Raw genomic sequence first — 20,564 nt, 5'->3', positions numbered from 1 at the left:
CGCACTGATTCAAAGTACTCACATGAAACTGATATTACCTGTTCAAGTTTTGAGCCTGCTGCTCCTATCGACTTATACGACGTTCGCAGCAGAGCAACCGCCGAATATCGTTCTGATCTTTGCCGATGACCTCGGCTACGGCGACGTCGGTTGTTATGGCGCGACGAAGGTTAAGACGCCGAACATCGACCAGCTGGCGAGGGAAGGACGTCGATTCACGGACGCGCACTCAGCGTCTGCCGTTTGTACGCCGTCTCGTTACGCGCTTCTGACGGGTGAGTATCCACTTCGGGCGAACGAAGGGAGAGGGACGTGGGGGCCATGTGTCCTGTCAAGCAAGCTGCTTATCGATACCGACAAGGTGACCATCGCCAAAGTCCTCAAGAACAAGGGGTATGACACATCTTGCTTCGGGAAATGGCATCTCGGTTTCGGAAAAGGAAATATCGACTGGAACGGCAATCTGCGTCCGGGGCCGCAGGACGTCGGTTTCGACTACTATTTTGGTCTTCCGGTGGTGAATAGTTACGGCCTGTATGCCTATGTTGAAAACGATCGTGTATTCGGACTCACACCCGATGACCCGCTTGTATATCTAGGTACGAAACCAAATCCCAAATCGACTCCCCTGACTCCTTTGTTGCGCGGGGCCGGCGCGAAAACCCACAACTTTTTCAGTGGAGGAGTAAAAGCTCATAAACTCTACAACGATTATTCCGTGGGGACCACGTTCGCGAAAAGGGCTTCCGCGTGGATTAGGGAACGCAGCGACAACCCATTTTTCCTGTATCTGGCGACAACAAATATCCATCACCCGTGCACTCCGGCTCCGCGTTTTCAGGGAACGAGTGAGTGTGGGTTCTATGGTGACTACATCCATGAACTGGACTGGATGGTCGGCCAGGTCATGAAAGCGATTGAGGAGAAAGGCGTCGCGGACAACACGCTTGTGATCTTTACCAGTGACAATGGCGGCATGTTCAACGAGAACGGTCAGGATGCTTTCAATCACGGGCATCGAAACAACGGTGATCTTCTTGGCTTCAAATTCGGCGCATGGGAAGGCGGTCACCGCGTGCCGTTTATCGCGAAGTGGCCAGGCCGGATCAAACCGGGCAGCACGTCGAAGCAGTTGATCTGCCACGTGGACATGTTGGCGTCCTTTGCGGCGCTCACGGGCCAGAGCCTTGATGAAGAAGAGCAGGCCGACAGTATCAATGTTCTTCCCGCACTGGTTGACGATCCAGCATCGCCGTTGCGTGAGCATCTTATTCTTGCTCCCGTTCGCCCCACCCACCTTTCGGTGCGCAAAGGCAAATGGATGTTTATCGATGCGCAGGGATCAGGCGGATTCAACGGGACGAAGCCCGGCGGGCATACCTTTGCAGGGGCCGCGGCAGCCTCGTTCAGCGGGCACCCGAACAGCGACATCTTGGATGGAAAGGTCAGGCCGGACGCGCCGCCCGCTCAGCTCTACGATCTGGAAGCGGATGTGAACCAGACACAAAATCTGTACCACGAACATCCTGAAGTGGTGACGAAGATGAGAGCGCTGCTTCAGGGCGTTCGCTCTTCCGTCGCAGAACAGGCGAAAGCGTATGCGACGCGTCATGTTGCCCCGAGAATCACGGCAACACCGAGCGAGCGGAGCGCATCCTTTGATTTCGAATCAGGCAAACTGGAGCCATGGAAAATCGTCGAAGGAGAGTTTGGACACCTTATCGGCCGTAGAGACAGATTCTTTGGCAACGGGCAGGAATACAACAAGCAGGGAAAGCACTACCTGACCACACTCGAAGGAAGTGCTGACGCAGCGAGAGGATCGGACTCACAAACCGGAGTGGTCGTCTCACCGTTGTTTATTCCGAAAGGCGGCCAGATGACATTTCGCGTCGGTGGAGGTAACGGCGCTGATGTCTACGTGGCTCTGTGCACTACAGACGGCAAGGAACTTAAACAGGCTCGGGGAGTAAACAACCAGCTCATGCAAAAGGCCAGTTGGGACCTGAAGCCCTACGTCGGCAAAAAGATGTTCATAAAGATCGTCGATAAGGCAACGGGCGGCTGGGGTCATATCACCGCTGACAACTTCCAATTTGACGCTGAAATCCTGACGGAATATCCCGCCGGGCAGATTGAGAACGAGTAACCAATTCACAAGAGAGAACGAATCGAGGAGTCGCAATGCAGGAAAGTATCAGTCCACGGAGGAATCACAGATTGAACACAGATAATCCATGGACTCGCCGCGCGCTACATGTGTGCAAAGGGTTGTTTCATCTGTGGCTCATAGTGGTCCTTCTCGGTTCACCTGTTCTGCCCGCCGCGGAGGACTCAACCCCACCGAATGTCGTAGCATCACCCAAAGCGAGGGCCACCGCGATTTATGTCAGCCCGAATGGCAACGACGCAAACTCAGGAGACCAGCACAGCCCACTGGCTTCCATTGCGGCTGCTCAAAATTCAGCCCGCGAGTATGCGGGAAAAGAGGCGGTCACCGTTCACGTTGCGGATGGCATTTATTACCTGCCGAAAACCCTGATGTTTACACCGGAAGACTCCGGCTCGAAGGACCATCCGATTCTCTATACCTCTCAGACTGAGGGCGGCGCTGTCTTGAGCGGCGGTTCTGAACTCAAACTAACCTGGAAACCCCATAAGGACGGGATTTTCAAAGCCCAAACACCTCCGGATCTGCAGATCGACCAGCTCTTTGTCGATGGCAAAAACCAACGCATGGCGCGCTATCCGAATTATGACGCTTCGAAGAAAGCAGAACCCTATCAAGGCTTTGCGGCCGATGCGTTCTCAAAGGAACGCGCGGCGAACTGGGCGAATCCCACGGGTGGTTATATTCACGCCATGCACCGTGCGGGATGGGGAGGCTACCACTATCTTATCACCGGAAAGGACGCGGGCGGAGGCGTAACCTATGAAGGCGGTTGGCAGAACAATCGCAGAATGGGCATGCACAAAGACCATCGGATGGTTGAAAACATTTTCGAGGAACTCGACGCTCCCGGCGAATGGTTTTACAACGAGAAGACCTCAACGCTCTATTACAAACCAACACCCGGTACTGATCTCACGAAAATAAAAGTCGAAGTGGTTCGCCTACGGCACCTGATTGAATTCAAGGGCTCGGAAAAGACGCCCGTCCGATTCATCACTCTGAAGGGGTTTGCGGTTCGTCATGCAGCACGCACTTTCATGGACTCTCAGGAGCAGTTACTGCGCTCGGACTGGGCGATTTATCGCGGCGGTGCCTTCATGCTGACGGGCACGGAAGACGTGAGCATCCTGGATTGCGAGTTTGATCAGGTCGGCGGCAATGCAATCTTCGTGAATAACTACAACCGCCGCGTGCTTGTGAAGGGATGTCATATCCATGACACCGGCGCTAGCGGCGTTTGTTTCGTGGGCGATCCCGACGCGGTTCGCAACCCGCTCTTCGAGTACGGGCAGAAGAATGATCTGGCAACGATCGACAGGACGCCGGGGCCCAAGACGAATAACTATCCGGCTCAGTCTACAGTGGAAGATTGTCTGATTTATGGCATCGGTCGCGTTGAACGGCAGCCGGCCGGTGTGCAGATCGAAATGGCAGCGGAGATTACCGTGCGTGACTGCTCGGTGTACGACACCGCCCGGGCCGGTATCAACATTGGCGACGGAGCTTGGGGCGGTCATCTGATCGAGCGTTGCGATGTGTTTAATACCGTGCTGGAGACGCACGACCACGGCTCATTCAATTCCTGGGGACGCGACCGTTATTGGCGTTCCGATCATCTGACGGCGTCGCAGAAGGCTGTCGATGCCGAGCCGAATCTGCCGTTTCTCGACGCGATGAAGACCACCGTCATCCGCGACAATCGATGGCGTTGTGATCATGGCTGGGATATCGACCTGGACGATGGTTCCAGCAACTACGACATCTACAACAATCTGATGCTGAACAAGGGTCTGAAGCTTCGCGAAGGATTCCGCCGGCACGCGTGGAACAACGTGATGCCGATTGGAACGCTGCACCCGCACGTCTGGTTTCAGCGCAGCAAGGATCAGGTGCACGGCAACATCATGACAGAGCGATATCACACCGCCCGTATGAATGAGCCCTACACCGACGGAACTTTGGTCGACCGCAACCTCTTCGATTCACAGGACAGCAGAATCCTTGAGCACTCCGCGAAGCTCGGTTGGGACAGCAATTCTGTCATGGGCGAGCCGATGTACGTGGATCCCGCCAACGGAGATTTCCGAGTCAAAGACGGCTCACCGGCGCTGAAGCTCGGCTTCAAGAACTTCCCGATGGACCAGTTCGGAGTCAAGAAGCCAACGCTCAAGGCCATTGCAAAGACACCTGAGATTCCATCTCTTGAACAATCCAAACCCCTTGGGTCACCAGTCAATGTCGCCCCGTTGAAAATGGTCTGGCTTGGTGCAACGCTGAAAAATTTGAAGGGAGAAGAGTTTTCCGCTTTCGGTGTCAGCAAGAAAGCAGGCGGTGTCGCTCTTGCTGCTGTTTCAAAAGCATCCGCGGCCGACAAAGCCGGGTTAAAGGTTGGCGACCTGATTCAAGCCATCAATGGAAAGACGCTTGCGAATACCGATCAGTTGTTTTCTCTCGTAGTGGATTTCTCCAGAAATTCCGAGCGACGTAAATTTGGCGAATCCCACTACCGCCTGAAGGTCATCCGCAACCAGCAATTAATCGAACTAACCGCCACGCCGAAATCCACGATCGTGATCGAGACCGCCGCAAATGCTGGCACGTTTAAAACACTTCCGCCGCTGGCGGCGTCGAAACGAAAAATTGTTGCCAATCAGAAGACCAACAATGATCCGCTCTCGATACTGACCGACGGCAAACTCGCGAAAGGATTTGGTCCTGTCTTTTCAAACACCGTCTACAACGGCGCGTACAAAATGGATCTTGGCAGCGTGAAGCCCGTCATGGCAGTCACAAGTTGGTCGTGTAATCAGGGCAACACGCGAGCGGCCCAGAAGCTGACCATCTACGGCAGCGCCGCCGATCAAGATCCGGGCTGGGATCTAACCCGCTTCACGCCGATCGGTACGGTTCACACCGGCCCACAAAAGTCGGCCAATCTTGCCGCATCTCTTCGCGCCGTGAACAGCAACACGCTCGGCAACTACCGGTGGATTGTCTGGCGAGTTTCACCCGTCTCCAATCTTGGCGGCGGCGAGAACACCGCTTTCCAGGAATTGGCCGTGTCCATCGAAGGCGAAGCTCCCATCAAAATGACGGCACCGCCAGTAAGGGATTCAACACACGGTTCTTTTCCCGGTCAAAAATCAAACTTTCGGGGCTACGACCGCTATGACCGAATCAAGACGTCCGCCGGCCACTTTTCGGTCGTCTGCCCGAAGAAGCCTGCGCCGGGAAAACCGTGGCTATGGAGGAGCCTGTTCTGGGAAGCGATCAGAAAAGTCAGCGATGCGGATCTGAAGCTGGTCGAAGAAGGCTACCATGTCGTTCTCGCCCACGGCGACGTGGCCGGACACCCCAGCGGCAATGCCAATATCGATGCGGCTTATGATCTACTGACAATGGAATACGGCTTCTCGAAGAAGTGTTCGATGGCCTCGATGAGCCGCGGAACGTTATCGCTCTTCCGCTGGGCTTCAGCCAACCCGGAGAAAGTGGACAGCATCTACGTTGACAACGGCGTTTGCAACGTGCTCAGTTGGCCTGCCGGCAAACTTGTCCCGGGAAACAAATCCATCGCCAGTGGCGCCCCGAGTTCGTGGGCAAACTTCAAACGAAAATTCGGCTACACGACCGATGAGGAAGCCCTGAAAACCAAAGAAAGCCCCATCGATCAGTTGAAACCGTTAGCCAAAGCCGGCGTACCGATTCTGATGGTCTGCGGAAACAAGGACACGGCGGTTCCGTACGAAGAAAACGACGCCATCATGGAGCAGCGCTACAAAGCACTGGGCGGCTCCATCAAAGTGATCGTGGAGGACAAAGGCCATTCGCATGGAATGAAAGATCCCACGCCGGTGCTGAAGTTTATTAGGGAGCACACCTCAGCCGGAATGAAACAGACCCAAGGTCACCCATGAATTACGAACAACAACTATGAATAAAAATTCGATCAAGCCCGCAGATGGCAAGCCGATTGACACGAGTAAAGTCAATCCACCTCGGTCACTGAATCTGTACAAATCCGTGTTTCATCTGTGGCTGATTGCCATCTTACTGATTCCGGCTACTCTGTACGCAGAAGCAGAACAGTCCAAACCGAACATCGTGGTCTTCCTGACCGACGATCAGGGTTGGGGCGACTTGGCTTGCTACGGGCACCCCGTGATCAAGTCGCCCAACTTGGATCGATTTGCTGCGGAAGGACTTCGCCTGACACAGTGTTACGCCGCGTGCAGCGTTTGTTCGCCGTCGCGGGCGGCGATCCTGACGGGACGGACGCCGTATCGAAACGGCGTTTGGCGTTGGATTCCGAGCGGTTCACAATACCATCTTCGAAAGAGCGAGATTACGATTGCCTCGTTATTGAAGAAACGTGGTTACGAAACTTGCCACACAGGCAAATGGCATCTAAATGGCAAGTTCAATTCCGACGAGCAACCGCAGCCCGACGACCATGGTTACGACCACTGGATGGCCACGCAGAACAACGCTTCGCCGAACCACTTGAACCCCGACAACTACGTTCGCAACCGCAAAGCGGTCGGGCGAATTGAAGGACCGAGCGCGATGATCGCGGCGAGCGAAGCCGTCTCGTGGTTGAAGACTCGCAAGGACACCAAAACACCATTCTTCATTACCGTGTGGACACACGAACCGCACTTACCAATTGAATCCGCGCCCGAATACATGAAGCCGTACGCTGGCATTGACGACGAAGGCCTGCGGCAACATCACGGCAACATCACTCAGATGGACGATGCTTTTGGAAAGCTCATGGCGGCGGTCGATGAGATGGGTTTTCGCGACAACACCGTGGTGTTTTTTACGTCCGACAACGGCCCCGAAGGCAACGGCACGAGAGGCCGAACACGCGGATCGACCGGCGGGCTGCGCGGTCGCAAACGCCATACGCACGAAGGCGGCATTCGCGTGCCCGGCATCATCCGTTGGCCCGGACACATCAAAGCCGGAACGACCAGCGACACGCCGGTCATCGGCTCTGACATCTTCACGACCATCTGCAAAATCGCCGACATCCCGCTGCCCGACGACCGCACGATCGACGGAGCCAGTTTATTGCCGCTGTTCGATGGCAAACCGGTCCAACGCGAGCAGCCGCTGTATTGGCGAAACCATCTCGCTCCTCAAGAGTTCCGAGTTGGACTGCGAACCGGCGACTGGAAGATCGTTGGCTCGGATGATTTGACCTCGTTCGAACTGTACAACATCGCCAAAGATCCGCAGGAAACGAAGAATCTTGCCGTCACGGAACCGAAACGGTTCGCGGAACTCAAGCAGCGGCTGATCGATCACGATGCATCCGTGCTGAAGGAAGGCCCCGATTGGTGGAAAGATGACGCAAGAAAACCGCGACCTAATAAAACCCGCGGTCGCGGCAAAACGGTTGAACCGCCGCCAGGCAAAGACTCGACCGGTCATTTCAACATCGTGTTGGGCACTGAAATTACCGCCACCGACTTCGGCTATCGCCTGCAATCCGCTACAGAAGGGCTCGCCTTTCAAAAGCTGGACGAGCCGATCACCGGGCAAGCTACGATTCGCTTGAAATACCGCAGCGCCATTGAAGGCCAAATAACCATGAACGGAGCCCTCATCATCGCTGATCAACCCACCAACGCGAACAGCGTCAAAATCGGCACAGCGATCGGCATGAGCCAGCACGTCGCGTTCGAGGGCGGGTGGGGAAACGTGGGCAGCACGGCCGCCAAGCGAGTTGACCTGAAACCGACCGATACGTTCACGTTGGAAGTTCATCTCAACCTCGCCAAGCACACCGCAACGGCGATCATTAACGAAACCAAATTCAATTTCCAATTGCCCGACAACCTCAAGGCCATCCGTCACATCGGCCTCTACAACAAAGCCGCCGCCACCGAATTCACCGCGCCGGTCGTGGAAGTTGATAAACCATAGTTATTCCTTTAGAGAAGCCATAGATCGAACGCACATCATGAAAAACCTTACATTCGTTGCCCAATCCCTTTTTGTTCTCTCGCTGGCGTTGATATCAACTTCTCGCGCTGACGACGCTCCCCCCAATGTCGTTCTGATCTTTGCTGATGATCTCGGCTACGGCGATCTGGGTTGTTATGGCGCGACCAAAGTTCAGACACCTAATATCGACCGGCTTGCGGCCGAGGGTCGTCGGTTTACGGATGCTCATTCTGCTTCGGCGGTTTGCACGCCCTCACGTTATGCACTGCTCACCGGCGAATATCCGTTGCGTGGCAACGGAGGCCGGGGCGTCTGGGGGCCGGCTCCGATTACGTCTCCACTGATCGTCAATACCGAGAGAACCACGATTGCGGATGTTTTCAAAAGCCGTGGCTACGACACAGCCGTCGTAGGGAAATGGCATCTGGGATTCGGCAATGAAAGAAACATCTGGAAGGAGCCGCTACGTCCCGGGCCGCAGGATCTCGGTTTCGATTACTACTTCGGAATGCCTGTGGTTAACAGCGCGCCTCCTTATGTGTATGTGGAAAATGATCGCGTTGTCGGAAGCGATCCTGACGATCCGCTGGTATTGCTCGGCAGAGGCGCGAAGGGGGCAACGCCGATTACTCCAATTCCGCGTGAGGCTGCGCAGCGCAGTGGCAACGTATTTGCCGGAGCAAAGGAAGCTCACAAGCTGTTCAACGACTATCAGGTCGGCACGACGTTCGCGAAGAAGTCTGTCGAGTGGATTAAAGAACGTAAGGACAAGCCGTTCTTTCTGTATCTGGCGACGACCAATATTCATCACCCCTTTACTCCGGCGAAGCGTTTCCAGGGCACCAGTCAGTGTGGCTTATACGGCGACTTCATCCACGAACTCGACTGGATGGTCGGCGAGGTTCTTTCGTGCCTCGAAGACAATGGCTTGAGCGACAACACGCTCGTCATCTTTACCAGCGATAACGGCGGTATGTTCAATTTCGGCGGTCAGGCCGCTTTCAAAGCCGGGCATCGACAGAACGGTGATCTGCTGGGGTTCAAGTTCGGCGTCTGGGAAGGCGGCCACCGCGTGCCGATGATCGTCCGCTGGCCGGGCAAGGTGAAAGCCGGGACGGTCTCAGATCAGGTGATCAGCAATGTCGATATGTTGGCGACGTTTGCGGCGGTCACCGGCCAGAAGCTGGACAAGGCTCAGCTGGCTGACAGCGTCAACATGCTTCCCGCCCTTGTCGGCGAACCCAAGGAACCAATCCGTGACCATCTGGTTCTCGCCCCAAACAAGGGCACGCATTTGTCCATCCGCAAAGGCAAGTGGATGTATATCCCGGCGCGTGGCAGTGGCGGATTTGGGGGAAGGACTCCCAGCAGTCACACATTCGCCGGGCCGGCCGCCGCGAGCTTTGTGGGTTCCGTCAACAGCGACATTGAAAACGGAAAGATCAAGAAGGACGCGCCATCGGCTCAGCTCTACGATCTGGAGGCGGACGTCAATCAAACGAAAAACGTGCACGAAGAGCATCCGGACGTCGTCAAGGAATTGGCGGCGCTGCTCGCTGGCTACAAACCGAAATCGGGAAATAAAAATCCACGCGGAAAGGGAAAGCCCGCTAAGAAGACCGCGGCGGTTCCGAGCACTCGAAGTGCATCGTTCGACTTCGAATCTGGCAAACTGGCCCCTTGGAAGGTGGTGGAAGGGAAGTTTGGGCACGTCATCGGAAGCCGTGCTGAGTTCTTCAGGAACGGGATTGAGTACAACAAGCAGGGCAAGTATTACCTGACCACACTTGAATCCGCAGCCGACGCAGAGAGAGGCATGGACAGCCAGACCGGCGTGATCGTGTCGCCTCTCTTTGTTCCCGAACGAGGATCGATGACCTTTCGGGTCGGCGGTGGCTCGGGCCGGTCGACCTATGTCGCACTGTGCACAGCCGACGGCAAAGAAGTCCAATTTGCGCGGGGCGTGAACGACCAGATCATGCAGGAAGCGGCGTGGGATCTTTCGCCCTACGCCGGCAAAAAGATGTTCATCAAAGTCGTCGACCAATCAACGGACGGCTGGGGGCATCTCACCGTTGATGACTTCCAGTTCGATGCGAAAGTGCTGACGGAATATGCGGCGAAGATCACAAAATCGGACGCGCCCAATCAGACTTCCAAATCGACTGCACACAGCACGCGACCCAACGTCATCTTCATGCTGACCGACGATCTGGGTTACTCAGACATCGGCTGCTATGGAGCCCGAAAAGTTAAGACGCCCCACATCGACCGGCTTGCTGCCGAGGGGGTTCGGTTCACCAATTTCCACACAGCCGCGTCGATCTGCTCGCCGTCACGAGCGGCCTTTCTGACCGGCGCCTATCCGCAGCGTGCTGGACTTTATATGGGGATCAATCCGAAGCGGCCGGCCCATTGGTTTCTCGGCCTGCACCCGGATGAGATTACGATTGCCGAGCAGTTTCAGCAGCAGGACTACGCGACTCATATGGTCGGCAAATGGCACCTCGGCACGGAGCCGGAGTTCCTGCCGCGCAAGCAGGGCTTCGATCATTACTACGGCATGCCCTGCAACTTCTCTCATTCGCCAAAGTTCTTCGATGACGATCAAGAAATCTTCGCCAAGACGCCGCTGAACCGCCTGACGCAGCTCTACACCGAACGCGTCACGTCGATCATTCGCGATCAGGCCAAAAGCGGTGAGCCATTCTTTCTGTACTACTCCCACAACTATCCGCATACGCCCTATCAGGCCGGCAAGGATTTCACAGGAAGTTCGCAAGACGGAGTCCGTGGCGATATCATGCAGGAGCTCGATTGGGGGATCGGCGAGATGATGACCGCACTGAACGAAGCGGGCATCGCGGAGAACACGATTGTGATCTTCACCTCGGATAACGGGCCGACTTCCAACCAGTATGCGAAGCCGTTCCGGGGAACAAAGTACGTCACGCTCGAAGGCGGCCATCGTGTGCCGTTCATCTTCCACTGGCCGGCTCGGATTAAGGAGCCGTCTGTCTCCAGAGTAAGTATCAACGCGATGGACCTCTTCCCCACGCTATCCGCGGCGATTGGACTCGATCTGCCGAAAGAGCGCGTTTACGACGGCGAAAACCTCTTGCCGCTTTTCGAAGGGATGCCCCTCCAGCGCCCCCCAGCCCAACCCTTTTATTATTACAACTGCGAAAATCTTCAGGCGATCCGTCGTGGCCCGTGGAAGATTCATCTCCCGCGACGACAGGACCAATTGCCGTTCTGGGACCAGAACAAGGCGTTCGCCAACCTTCAGCAACCGCTTCTCTACAACCTGAGCACGGACGAAGCAGAAAGCACGGACGTCGCAAAGGAGAATCCCGAAGTTGTGTGGGAGTTAACGAAACTCGCCGGAGAGGCTCGCCAGAATTTTGGTGAGTTCATGCAACGCGGCCGGGAGCAGCGTCCGACCGGCTCGCTGTTTCCAGATGTTCCGGTGATCAGTCACGCAAAAGATTGGGGCACCCTTGATCCGGCCGTGGCCGAAGCAATTACCAAAGAGCGGCAGAAAAGACATCCAAAACACAATACGAAGCCGCCAAGACCCCGGCGGAAGTAGCCGCCAGATCGCCGCCAAAGCAAAGGCAGACGAATCGCGTTTCAAATCGTTGTTGCGTCACCTGCTGTTGAGGCAATCTGATGCGCGACCGGTAAGGAACAATCGAAGGAACCGTAATGAAGGCCATGAAACTAACGTCACTCATTTCGATGTTGTGCCTGTCTCTTGCGACAATCTGCCCAACACTCGCAGCGCAGCCCCTTCAGAAATCGCCCAACGTCGTCTTTGTGATCACTGACGATCAGGGCTATGGCGACCTGGGATTCACCGGCAATCCGATCATCAAGACGCCGCACTTGGACAAGCTTGCCGCGGAATCGGTCTGGCTTGAGGACTTTCATGTCGCGCCTTCGTGTTCGCCGACGCGGGCGTCGATGTTGACGGGACGATGGACAAATCGAACGGGCGTCTGGCACACCTTTTTCGCTCGCGCGATGATGTACGAGGATGAGGTGACGATCGCGGATCATTTCCAAGCCGCCGGTTACTCGACCGGCATGTTCGGCAAATGGCACCTTGGCGATCATTACCCGTATCGACCGCAGGACCGTGGCTTTGACCTAGCGTACTGCATCCGCGGTGGCGCGACCGGTGTGACCGCGGACTATTGGGACAACGATTACTTCGACGATCATCATTTCCGAAACGACAAGCCGACGCCGTCCACCGGTTACAGCACCGACGTGTTCTTCGCCGAGAGCCAGCGCTTCATCAAGGAACAGGTCGCCCGTAAGAAACCCTTCTTTGCCTGGATCGCGACCACCGCGCCGCACAAGCCGTGGGTCTGCCCGCCAAAGTATTCGCAGCTCTACCCAAAAGAGAACCGGCAAGCCGCCGCGTTCTACGGAATGGTGACGAACATCGACGAGAACGTTGGACGCCTGCGCGCTTCTCTGGAAGAGCTGGGCGTCGCCGACAACACCCTCTTTATCTTCACCACCGACAATGGTTCGGTCGGCCCCAAGAAATTCAACGCGGGCATGCGGGGCGGAAAGATCAGTCCGTACGAAGGCGGCCATCGCGTCCCGTTCGCGCTGCACTGGCCGGATGGGGGTTATTCAAACCATGTTCGCGTGAAGGAACTAACCCACATGGTCGACGTCCTGCCGACATTACTGGACCTGTGTGATGTCAAGCCGCACAAGCAAGTCGCCCTTGACGGGCGCTCCATTCGCAAGCTGCTTTCCGGTAAAGGCGATACTTCGTTTGATTGGGAAAGCCGAGTGGTCGTTTCCGATTCGCAACGGATTCAAGTTCCCCGAAAGTGGAAGGACTCATCCGTGATGTCCGGCAAGTGGCGACTGGTCAAAGGCACGGAACTCTACGATATCCGCCAGGATCCGGGGCAACAGAACAACATCGCCAAAGCGCATCCACAACAGTTTGCAAGACTGCACACCTGGTATGAAAATTGGTGGGCGGAACTTGAGCCAACCTTCTCGCGCACATCAAAGGTTTACGTGGGAACACCGCAGACGCCCGAATTGCAAATCACCGCACTTCAATGGATCGACGCGTACCCGCCTTGGAATCAGGGCATTATCAGGCGCGCCAGCCAGCGCCGCGCTCGCGGCCAAAGTTCAGAGCAGCCTATTCAGTTCCCTGGACACTGGGCGGTTCACGTCGCGCACACCGGCCATTACACGTTTGAAGTTCGTCGTTGGCCCGAAGAGTCCGGGCTAAAAATTCGCGAGGGCGTCGAAGCCCTTCCGGTGACACGCGGATGTCTGCCGAGTTACTCGGCCGTTCGCGGAACAGCGTTGCCGGTATTCTCGGCAACACTTCGGATTAACGGCAAAGACCTCGAAACAAAGCCTGTCGGAGAAGACGACGGATCAATTCGCTTTACACACCGATTAACCAAAGGCGACCACAAGTTCTCGCCATATTTTTCGCTCAAACCAACCGGCAAAGCTCGCACGGGAAACGAACTGGGATGTTATTACCTGACCGTGAGATTGCTGCAGTAGCGCAAGGCCGGACTTGCACGCCGCGCGGGCCACGGGCACACTCGGCGCATCCATGAAAGCGTTTCGCGTTCTTCTCCTGCTAGCGTTCCTGTGCCCGGCTGTGGCGCAGGCTGAACAAAAAACCAAGCCGCTCAACTTCGTCTTTTTCCTGGTCGACGACCTCGGCTGGACGGACCTCAAGAGCTTCGGCAGTTCGTTTTACGACACGCCCAACTGCGATCGGCTCGCGGCTTCGGGCATGAAATTCACCAGCGCCTACGCCGCCTGCCCGGTCTGCAGCCCCACGCGCGCGAGCATTATGACCGGCCGCTATCCCACCCGCACGGGCGTCACCGATTACATCGGTGCGTCCGCCGGCAAGGCGTGGCGGCGCAACACCCGCCTCCTGCCCGCGACCTACACACGCCAATTGGAACTCAAGGAATTCACCCTCGCCGAGGCGCTCAAGGAAAACGGGTACGCCACGTTCTTCGCCGGCAAATGGCATCTGGGCAACGAAGGATTCTGGCCGGAGGATCAGGGCTTTGATATCAATCAGGGCGGTCACCATCGCGGCGGGCCTTATGGCGGCAAAAAATATTTTTCGCCTTACGGCAACCCGCGCCTGAAAGACGGCCCTGACGGGGAACATTTGCCCGACCGGCTCGCCAGCGAAACGGTGAAGTTCATGGCCGCCAACAAGAACAAGCCCTTCCTCGCTTATCTTTCGTTTTATTCCGTGCACACGCCGTTGATCTCGCGCACGGATTTGCGTGACAAATATCTCGCCCGTAAAAAAGAGCGCGGCCTTGAGGCCAAGTGGGGCAAGGAACACAACCGTCAGGTGCGCCTCGTGCAGGAGCACGCCGTGTACGGCGGCATGGTGGAGGCGATGGATCTCGCCGTCGGCAAGGTGCTCGAGGGCCTCAAGGAACACGGGTTGGAAGAGAACACCGTTGTGTTTTTCATGAGCGACAACGGCGGCCTCTCCACCAGCGAAGGGCATCCCACCAGCAACCTCCCCCTGCGCGGCGGCAAAGGCTGGATGTACGAAGGCGGCATCCGCGAACCGATGATGGTTCGCTGGCCCGGCGTCACCAAGCCCGGCAGCGTGAACGACACGCCCGTCACCAGCACGGACTTTTTCCCGACCATCATGGAAATGGCCGGTCTCAAGCCGCAGCTGCCCCTGCCCATTGACGGCGTGAGTTTCACCACCGCCCTGCGCGGCAAACCCCAAGACCGCGGCGCGCTCTACTGGCATTACCCGCACTACGGCAATCAGGGCAACGCCCCCACGGCCGCCGTGCGCGAGGGCGACTGGAAGCTCATCGAATGGTACGAGGACGGCCGGCTGGAGCTGTTCAATTTGGCCGAGGACATCGGCGAGAAAAACGATCTCGCCAAGAAGCATCCTGACAAAGTCAAAGATCTCGCCGCCAAACTCGCCCAATGGCGCAAGGAAACCGGCGCGAGAATGCCCACGAAAAACCCCAACTTCAACCCCGACAAACGCGAAGGTCGCTAAATGAAAATCCATCTGCTCGCCACCCTGCTGCTCATCACCACCACTGCTTGGGCGGAATTTCACGCGGGCGCGGCGAAGGTGGATATCACGCCCAAGGTGTGGCCGGTGCAATTGGTCGGCTCCTTCAGCGAACGGCTCGCGGACAAGGCGCATGATCCCCTGCATGCGCGGGCCATTGTCTGCGATGACGGCCAAACAAGACTGGCCATTGTGATCGTGGACAACTGCCTGATCGGCCGCAATTACCTCGACCGCGCCAAGGCCTTGGCAGCGAAGAAAACAAAGGTGCGGCCGGACCGCATCCTCGTCGCCGCCACGCACACGCACACCGCGCCACCGGGCAAGGATCGCCGCACCAACCGCGATGACGCCGCCCATCGCGCCTACTTCAAGCAACTGGTCGAAGGCATTGCCGAAGCCATTGCGCAGGCTGAGAAAAATCTTGTTCCCGCCGAGATGGCGCACGGCGTGGCGCTCGTGCCCGAGGAGATTTTTAACCGGCGCTGGCACATGAAACCCGGCGGCATTGCGGTGAACCCCTTCGGCAGCCCAAACGACATCGTGCGCATGAACCCGCCCCGCAATCTCATCGAGCGACCCGCCGGCCCCACGGATCCGGAAGTGCATTTCATTTCCCTGCGCAGCACGCGGAACAGCCGCCCGATTGCCTTGCTAGCCAATTACTCGCTGCACTACGTCGGCGGTCTGCCGGCCGGCGGCGTGTCCGCCGATTACTTTGGCGTGTTCGCCGGACTCATCGAGCAAGCCCTCGGCGCAGACAAAGGCTACGTGGCCATGATGTCCAACGGCACCAGCGGCGATATCAACAACATCAGCTTCCGCGTCCCGCGCCCACGCCAGAAACCCATGCAACGCATGAACGAGGTCGCCCAAATCGTCGCCGATCGCGTACTCGCCGCGCACAAGCAAGTGACCTTCCGAAAGGACATCACCCTCGCCATGGAGCAAACCTTTCTCACGCTTAAGAATCGGCAACCCACCGCCAAACAAATCGCCTACGCCAAAGCCGTCCTCGCCGGCACCGCGCCCAAGCCCCTCTCCGGCCTCGCCACCGCCTACGCCCACCGCACGCTCGCTCTGGCCAACGGACCGCGCGAAGAGGAAATCGTCCTGCAGGCCCTACGCCTCGGCGAAGTGGGTATCACCAGTATTCCCTGCGAAGTCCTCTGCGAAATCGGCCTCACCCTCAAGGCCAAGAGCCCCCTGCCCCAGGCCACCTTCACCATCGAGCTGGCCAACGGCCACAACGGCTACCTCCCCACCCCGCGCCAACACACCCTCGGCGGCTACGAAACCTGGATGGGCACCTGCACTCTGGAACTCCTCGCTTCGGTGAAAATCCAAAAAGCGCTGTTAGACATGCTGGAAAAAGTGGCGAGTAAAGATTGATTCTCTCGGACGCTGCGGGTAGCGTGAACGCGGAACCCACGAATCCATGCGAGCGATTATCCTGACCCTCACCCTGGCCGGCCTGTTGGCTGGAAATCTTTATGCGGACAACAAGAAGCCGCTGCCCAAACCTCTCCGCGCATTGCTGATCACTGGCGGTTGCTGCCATGATTACGCGAAGCAAAAGGACATCCTGCAGCAGGGCTTGGAGCGGCGTCTGAACATCAAGATTGATCACGTCCATTCGCCCGATAAAAGCACCAAGCCGCCTCTGGCCATTTACGGCAATGCTGATTACGCCAAGGGGTATGATCTGGTGATCCACGACGAATGCTCGGCCGGTATCAATGATCCGAAAACGATCGCCGGCGTGCTCGCGCCACACAAGCAGGGCATCCCGGGCGTGAACCTCCACTGCGCGATGCACTCGTATCGGTTCGGCAATTTTCGCGCGCCGGTAAAGCTCACCGATGCCAACGCGAAATGGTTTGAGTACATCGGCCTGCAATCCACTGGGCACGGCCCGCAACGCCCGATTGATATCAAGTTTGAAAACAACGTGCCTTTCATCACCAAGGACGTGAAGAACTGGACGACCCAGAACGAGGAACTCTACAACAACATTCAGGTACTGCCCACGGCCACTGTGGTCGCTCGGGGTGAACAGGGCAACGCGAAGGCGGTGGTGGCTTGGACTAATGATTACCACGGCACGCGGGTGTTCAGCACCTCGCTCGGCCACAACAACGTAACCGTGGCCGACGCACGCTATCTCAACCTCGTGGCGCGCGGCATTTTGTGGGCTACAAAAAAGGAAGACTGGACGGTGGCCATGCCGAAGAAGGAATCGTTTGATCTGAACACCAAACCGTCGGCGCAGTCCCAAAAAAAAAAGAAACTAAAGCGGTAGCTTCCGTTCCCAAGAGTGCGGCCACCGGCGCTACGGCCAAGGCGAGCTCTGAGGAGGCGAACAAAAACAACTTCGCGAAAAACGCCGTCGACGGCAATCCGGCCACACGCTGGTGCGCCCAAGGCGGATCCGCCGGGCAATGGCTGCAGGTGGAGCTGAAAGAAGCCGCGGATGTGCAACACATCCGCATCCTTTGGGAAAAAAACAACGCTGCCTACCGATACACTGTCGAGGCTTCCAGCGACGGTGAGACCTGGAAAACGGTTGTCGATCAATCCAAGAACCAGGAGGTCCGACAAATCACGCCCCACAAGGTGGAGGCCAAGGGCGCGAAGCATTTCAAAATCACCTTCCTCGGCGCCAGCACCGGCGTGTGGGGCAGCCTTTGGGAATTCGAAGCGCACACGGGCGCCCTGCCCGAGCTGCCGCGCAAGGTGATGAAGGCCGCTGAAAACGGCAGCAACAACGCCGCTACCGGCATCAACGGGGTGCGGGCGCCGGAAGGGTTCGAGGTGACGCTCTTCGCCGCGCCGACTGAGGTGAATTATCCCGTGTGCCTCACGGCCGCCGCCACGGGCGAGGTGTTTGTGGGCATTGATGAGCAAGGCAGCCTCGGCAAGGAGAAAGGCCGCGGCCGCGTGGTGCGCTGCATTGATACTGATGGCGATGGCAAGGCGGATCAGGTGAATACCTTCGCCAAGATGGATCATCCGCGAGGATTGATTTTCGACAACGGCAAACTCTGGGTGCTGCACCCGCCCTTCCTCACCTTGTATGAGGACACCAACGGCGACGGCGTGGCCGATAAGGAGAAGCGCCTGATTGAAGGCATCAGCACCGATTACGTTTCCAAACGCGGCGCCGACCATACCACCAACGGCATCCGCATGGGCATCGACGGCTGGATTTACATCGCCGTGGGCGACTTCGGATTCACCAAGGCCGTGGGCGCCGATGGCCGCGTGCTCAGCCGACGCGGCGGCGGCATCGTCCGCGTGCGTCCGGACGGCACGGACATGGAAATTTACTGCTGGGGCCTGCGCAACATTCTCGATGCGTGCATCGATCCCTACCTGAACATGTTCACGCGCGATAACACCAACGACGGCGGCGGCTGGAACGTGCGCTTCAGCCACATCATGCAAAGCGCCGAGTACGGCTACCCTTCATGGTACAAGAATTTCCCCGGCGAAATCTTCCCGACCCTCAAAGACTACGGCGGCGGCTCCGGTTGCGGCGGCATGTTTTATCATGACACCCGCTGGCCCAAGCCCTTCAACCACGGCGCCTACACCTGCGATTGGGGCCGCAGCGCGGTGTTCCTGCATAACCCGCCCGCCAACGGACCGACCTTTGACGCACATCAGGAAACCTTCCTCACCATCCCGCGCCCGACCGATATCGACGTGGACGCCAGCGGCCGCATGTACGTAGCCAGTTGGCACGGCGGCAAGTTCGCCTACAGCGGACCGAATGTCGGCTTCGTCGTGCAGGTGGTGCCCGAGGATTTCAAACCCGAACCGTTCCCGGACGTCACCAAAATTGACGATGCCGCCCTGTTCGATCTGCTCATCGGCCCGAGCCAACAGCAGAACTTGCACGCGCAATTCGAGCTACTGCGCCGCGGCACCAGCGCCGCCCGCACCGCCAAGCTCAACGCGCTCGCCGCGAACAAAGCCGTGCCCCTCGCCGGCCGCGTCGCCGCCATCTTCACCCTCAAACAACTCAACGGTGCCAAGGCACAGGACGATCTCCTCAAACTCGCCGGCCATGCGGACATCGCCGAGTTCACCCTGCGCGCCCTCACCGATCGCGCCGGCGAATTGAAAGGCCTGAAGAAAGACATCTTTGTCCGCGCGCTCGACAGCAAGAATCCGCGCTTGCGCGCACAGGCGCTCATTAGCCTTGGCCGCCTCGGCGACGCCTCAGCAGCGGCCGCGATCCTCCCTCATGTCGCCACGCCTTTATTCAGCAAAGCGCCTAGCCACAACGAGCCCAATCCTGCCGCCGTCATCCCGCATCTTGCAACACGCACGCTGGTGGCCTTGAAGCCCGTCGACACTTTGCTCGGCGCACTCGACGGCACACGCGACCACGCCGCGCTCACGGTATTGAAATACATTCACGACGACCGAGTCGTCACCGCCCTGAACGCCCGTGCCGCCAAGAATCCCGATCCCGCCACCCTCGCCACCCTCGTGCGTTTGTACCATCGCGAAGGCGGCTACTCCGAAGGTTGGTGGGGCACCCGCCCGGACACCACCGGCCCCTACTACGCCCGCGAAAAATGGAGCGGTAGCGACGCCATTGAGGCCGGCCTCAAGACCGCCCTCGCCAAGGCACCCAAGGCCACCGTCGAGAACGTGAAAGCGCAATTGGCCAGCCACAAAATATCGCTGAAAGATCTCCCCGCCGGCACCGCCGTAGCCGCCAACAACAACGCCAATGCGCCTTTCAAGATCGCCGCGCCCACCGGGGATCCCAAAACCTGGGTCGCCACCCTCGGCGTGGAGAAATCCATCGACCGCGCCCTCAAGGCCAAAGGCAATGCCCAACGCGGCAAAAAATTCTTCACCACCCAAGCCTGCATCGCCTGCCATACCACCGCCGACGGCCAAACGCCCAAGGGCCCGCACCTCGTCGACATCGGAAAACGCTACAAACCCACCGAGCTGTTGCAGTCCATCCTCACACCGAACGCCGTCGTCGCGCAGGGCTTTGACACCTACGCCTTCACCACCAAGGACAAGAAAACGCACGTCGGCTTTGTGACGCTGGAGAGCAACGACACCATCAGCATCCGCACCGCCGTCGGCGTGGCCATGGACATTCCCACCGCCCAAATCGCCAAACGCGAAAAAATTGAGTACTCCTCCATGCCCCCCGGCCTCGCCGCCGGCCTCACCCCCGAACAACTCGCCGACCTGCTGGCCTACTTGCAGTCGTTGAAGTCAAAATAACATCACGCAGAAGGATTAGAAAAGGGACGAGGTGAAACTCGTTCCCTCCCGGGAGGGGCAAGCTCCACCTTGGCCCATATTCCTAAA

Annotated in this window: 9 protein-coding genes and 1 pseudogene; all 10 read left to right on the top strand. The window is 57.7% G+C overall.

Annotated elements, in window-relative coordinates:
- Nucleotides 1-22: 22 nt before the first annotated feature.
- The 10 genes and pseudogenes from H8E27_05565 to H8E27_05520 all read left to right on the top strand — a co-directional run bounded on the left by H8E27_05565 (nt 23) and on the right by H8E27_05520 (nt 20,477).
- A complete protein-coding gene (locus H8E27_05565; protein MBC8325075.1) occupies nt 23-2,149 on the top strand; it encodes an arylsulfatase in 2,127 nt (708 codons plus the stop codon).
- 35 nt (nt 2,150-2,184) lie between these two features.
- Complete coding sequence (locus tag H8E27_05560) at nt 2,185-6,090, top strand: PDZ domain-containing protein (protein ID MBC8325074.1); 3,906 nt, start codon at nt 2,185-2,187, stop codon at nt 6,088-6,090.
- Between the two features lie 16 nt (nt 6,091-6,106).
- On the top strand, nt 6,107-8,107 hold the full coding sequence (locus tag H8E27_05555) for a sulfatase-like hydrolase/transferase (GenBank protein MBC8325073.1): 2,001 nt from the start codon (nt 6,107-6,109) through the stop codon (nt 8,105-8,107).
- Between the two features lie 37 nt (nt 8,108-8,144).
- Nucleotides 8,145-9,698 (top strand): annotated as a pseudogene (locus H8E27_05550) (arylsulfatase).
- A 453-nt stretch (nt 9,699-10,151) separates the two neighbouring features.
- Entirely contained in the window at nt 10,152-11,720 is a 1,569-nt protein-coding gene (locus H8E27_05545) for a sulfatase (protein MBC8325072.1), read from the top strand.
- A 149-nt stretch (nt 11,721-11,869) separates the two neighbouring features.
- Nucleotides 11,870-13,690 carry an arylsulfatase gene (locus tag H8E27_05540; protein MBC8325071.1) on the top strand — a complete coding sequence of 607 codons (1,821 nt, stop codon included), beginning with the start codon at nt 11,870-11,872 and terminating at the stop codon, nt 13,688-13,690.
- Between the two features lie 52 nt (nt 13,691-13,742).
- Nucleotides 13,743-15,197 carry a sulfatase gene (locus H8E27_05535; GenBank protein MBC8325070.1) on the top strand — a complete coding sequence of 485 codons (1,455 nt, stop codon included), beginning with the start codon at nt 13,743-13,745 and terminating at the stop codon, nt 15,195-15,197.
- The gene (locus tag H8E27_05530; protein ID MBC8325069.1) at nt 15,198-16,607 is read left to right on the top strand and encodes a neutral/alkaline non-lysosomal ceramidase N-terminal domain-containing protein; all 1,410 of its coding nucleotides are present in this window, start codon (nt 15,198-15,200) and stop codon (nt 16,605-16,607) included. It abuts the gene before it with no gap.
- 46 nt (nt 16,608-16,653) lie between these two features.
- Entirely contained in the window at nt 16,654-17,517 is an 864-nt protein-coding gene (locus H8E27_05525) for a ThuA domain-containing protein (GenBank protein ID MBC8325068.1), read from the top strand.
- Between the two features lie 149 nt (nt 17,518-17,666).
- Entirely contained in the window at nt 17,667-20,477 is a 2,811-nt protein-coding gene (locus tag H8E27_05520; GenBank protein MBC8325067.1) for a c-type cytochrome, read from the top strand.
- Nucleotides 20,478-20,564 lie beyond the last annotated feature (87 nt).

Source organism: Limisphaerales bacterium, assembly GCA_014382585.1.
Taxonomy (GTDB): Bacteria; Verrucomicrobiota; Verrucomicrobiia; order Limisphaerales; family UBA1100; genus JACNJL01.
The sequence above is the reverse complement of the archived record's forward strand: the minus strand, read 5'-3'. Positions and strand labels throughout refer to the sequence as shown.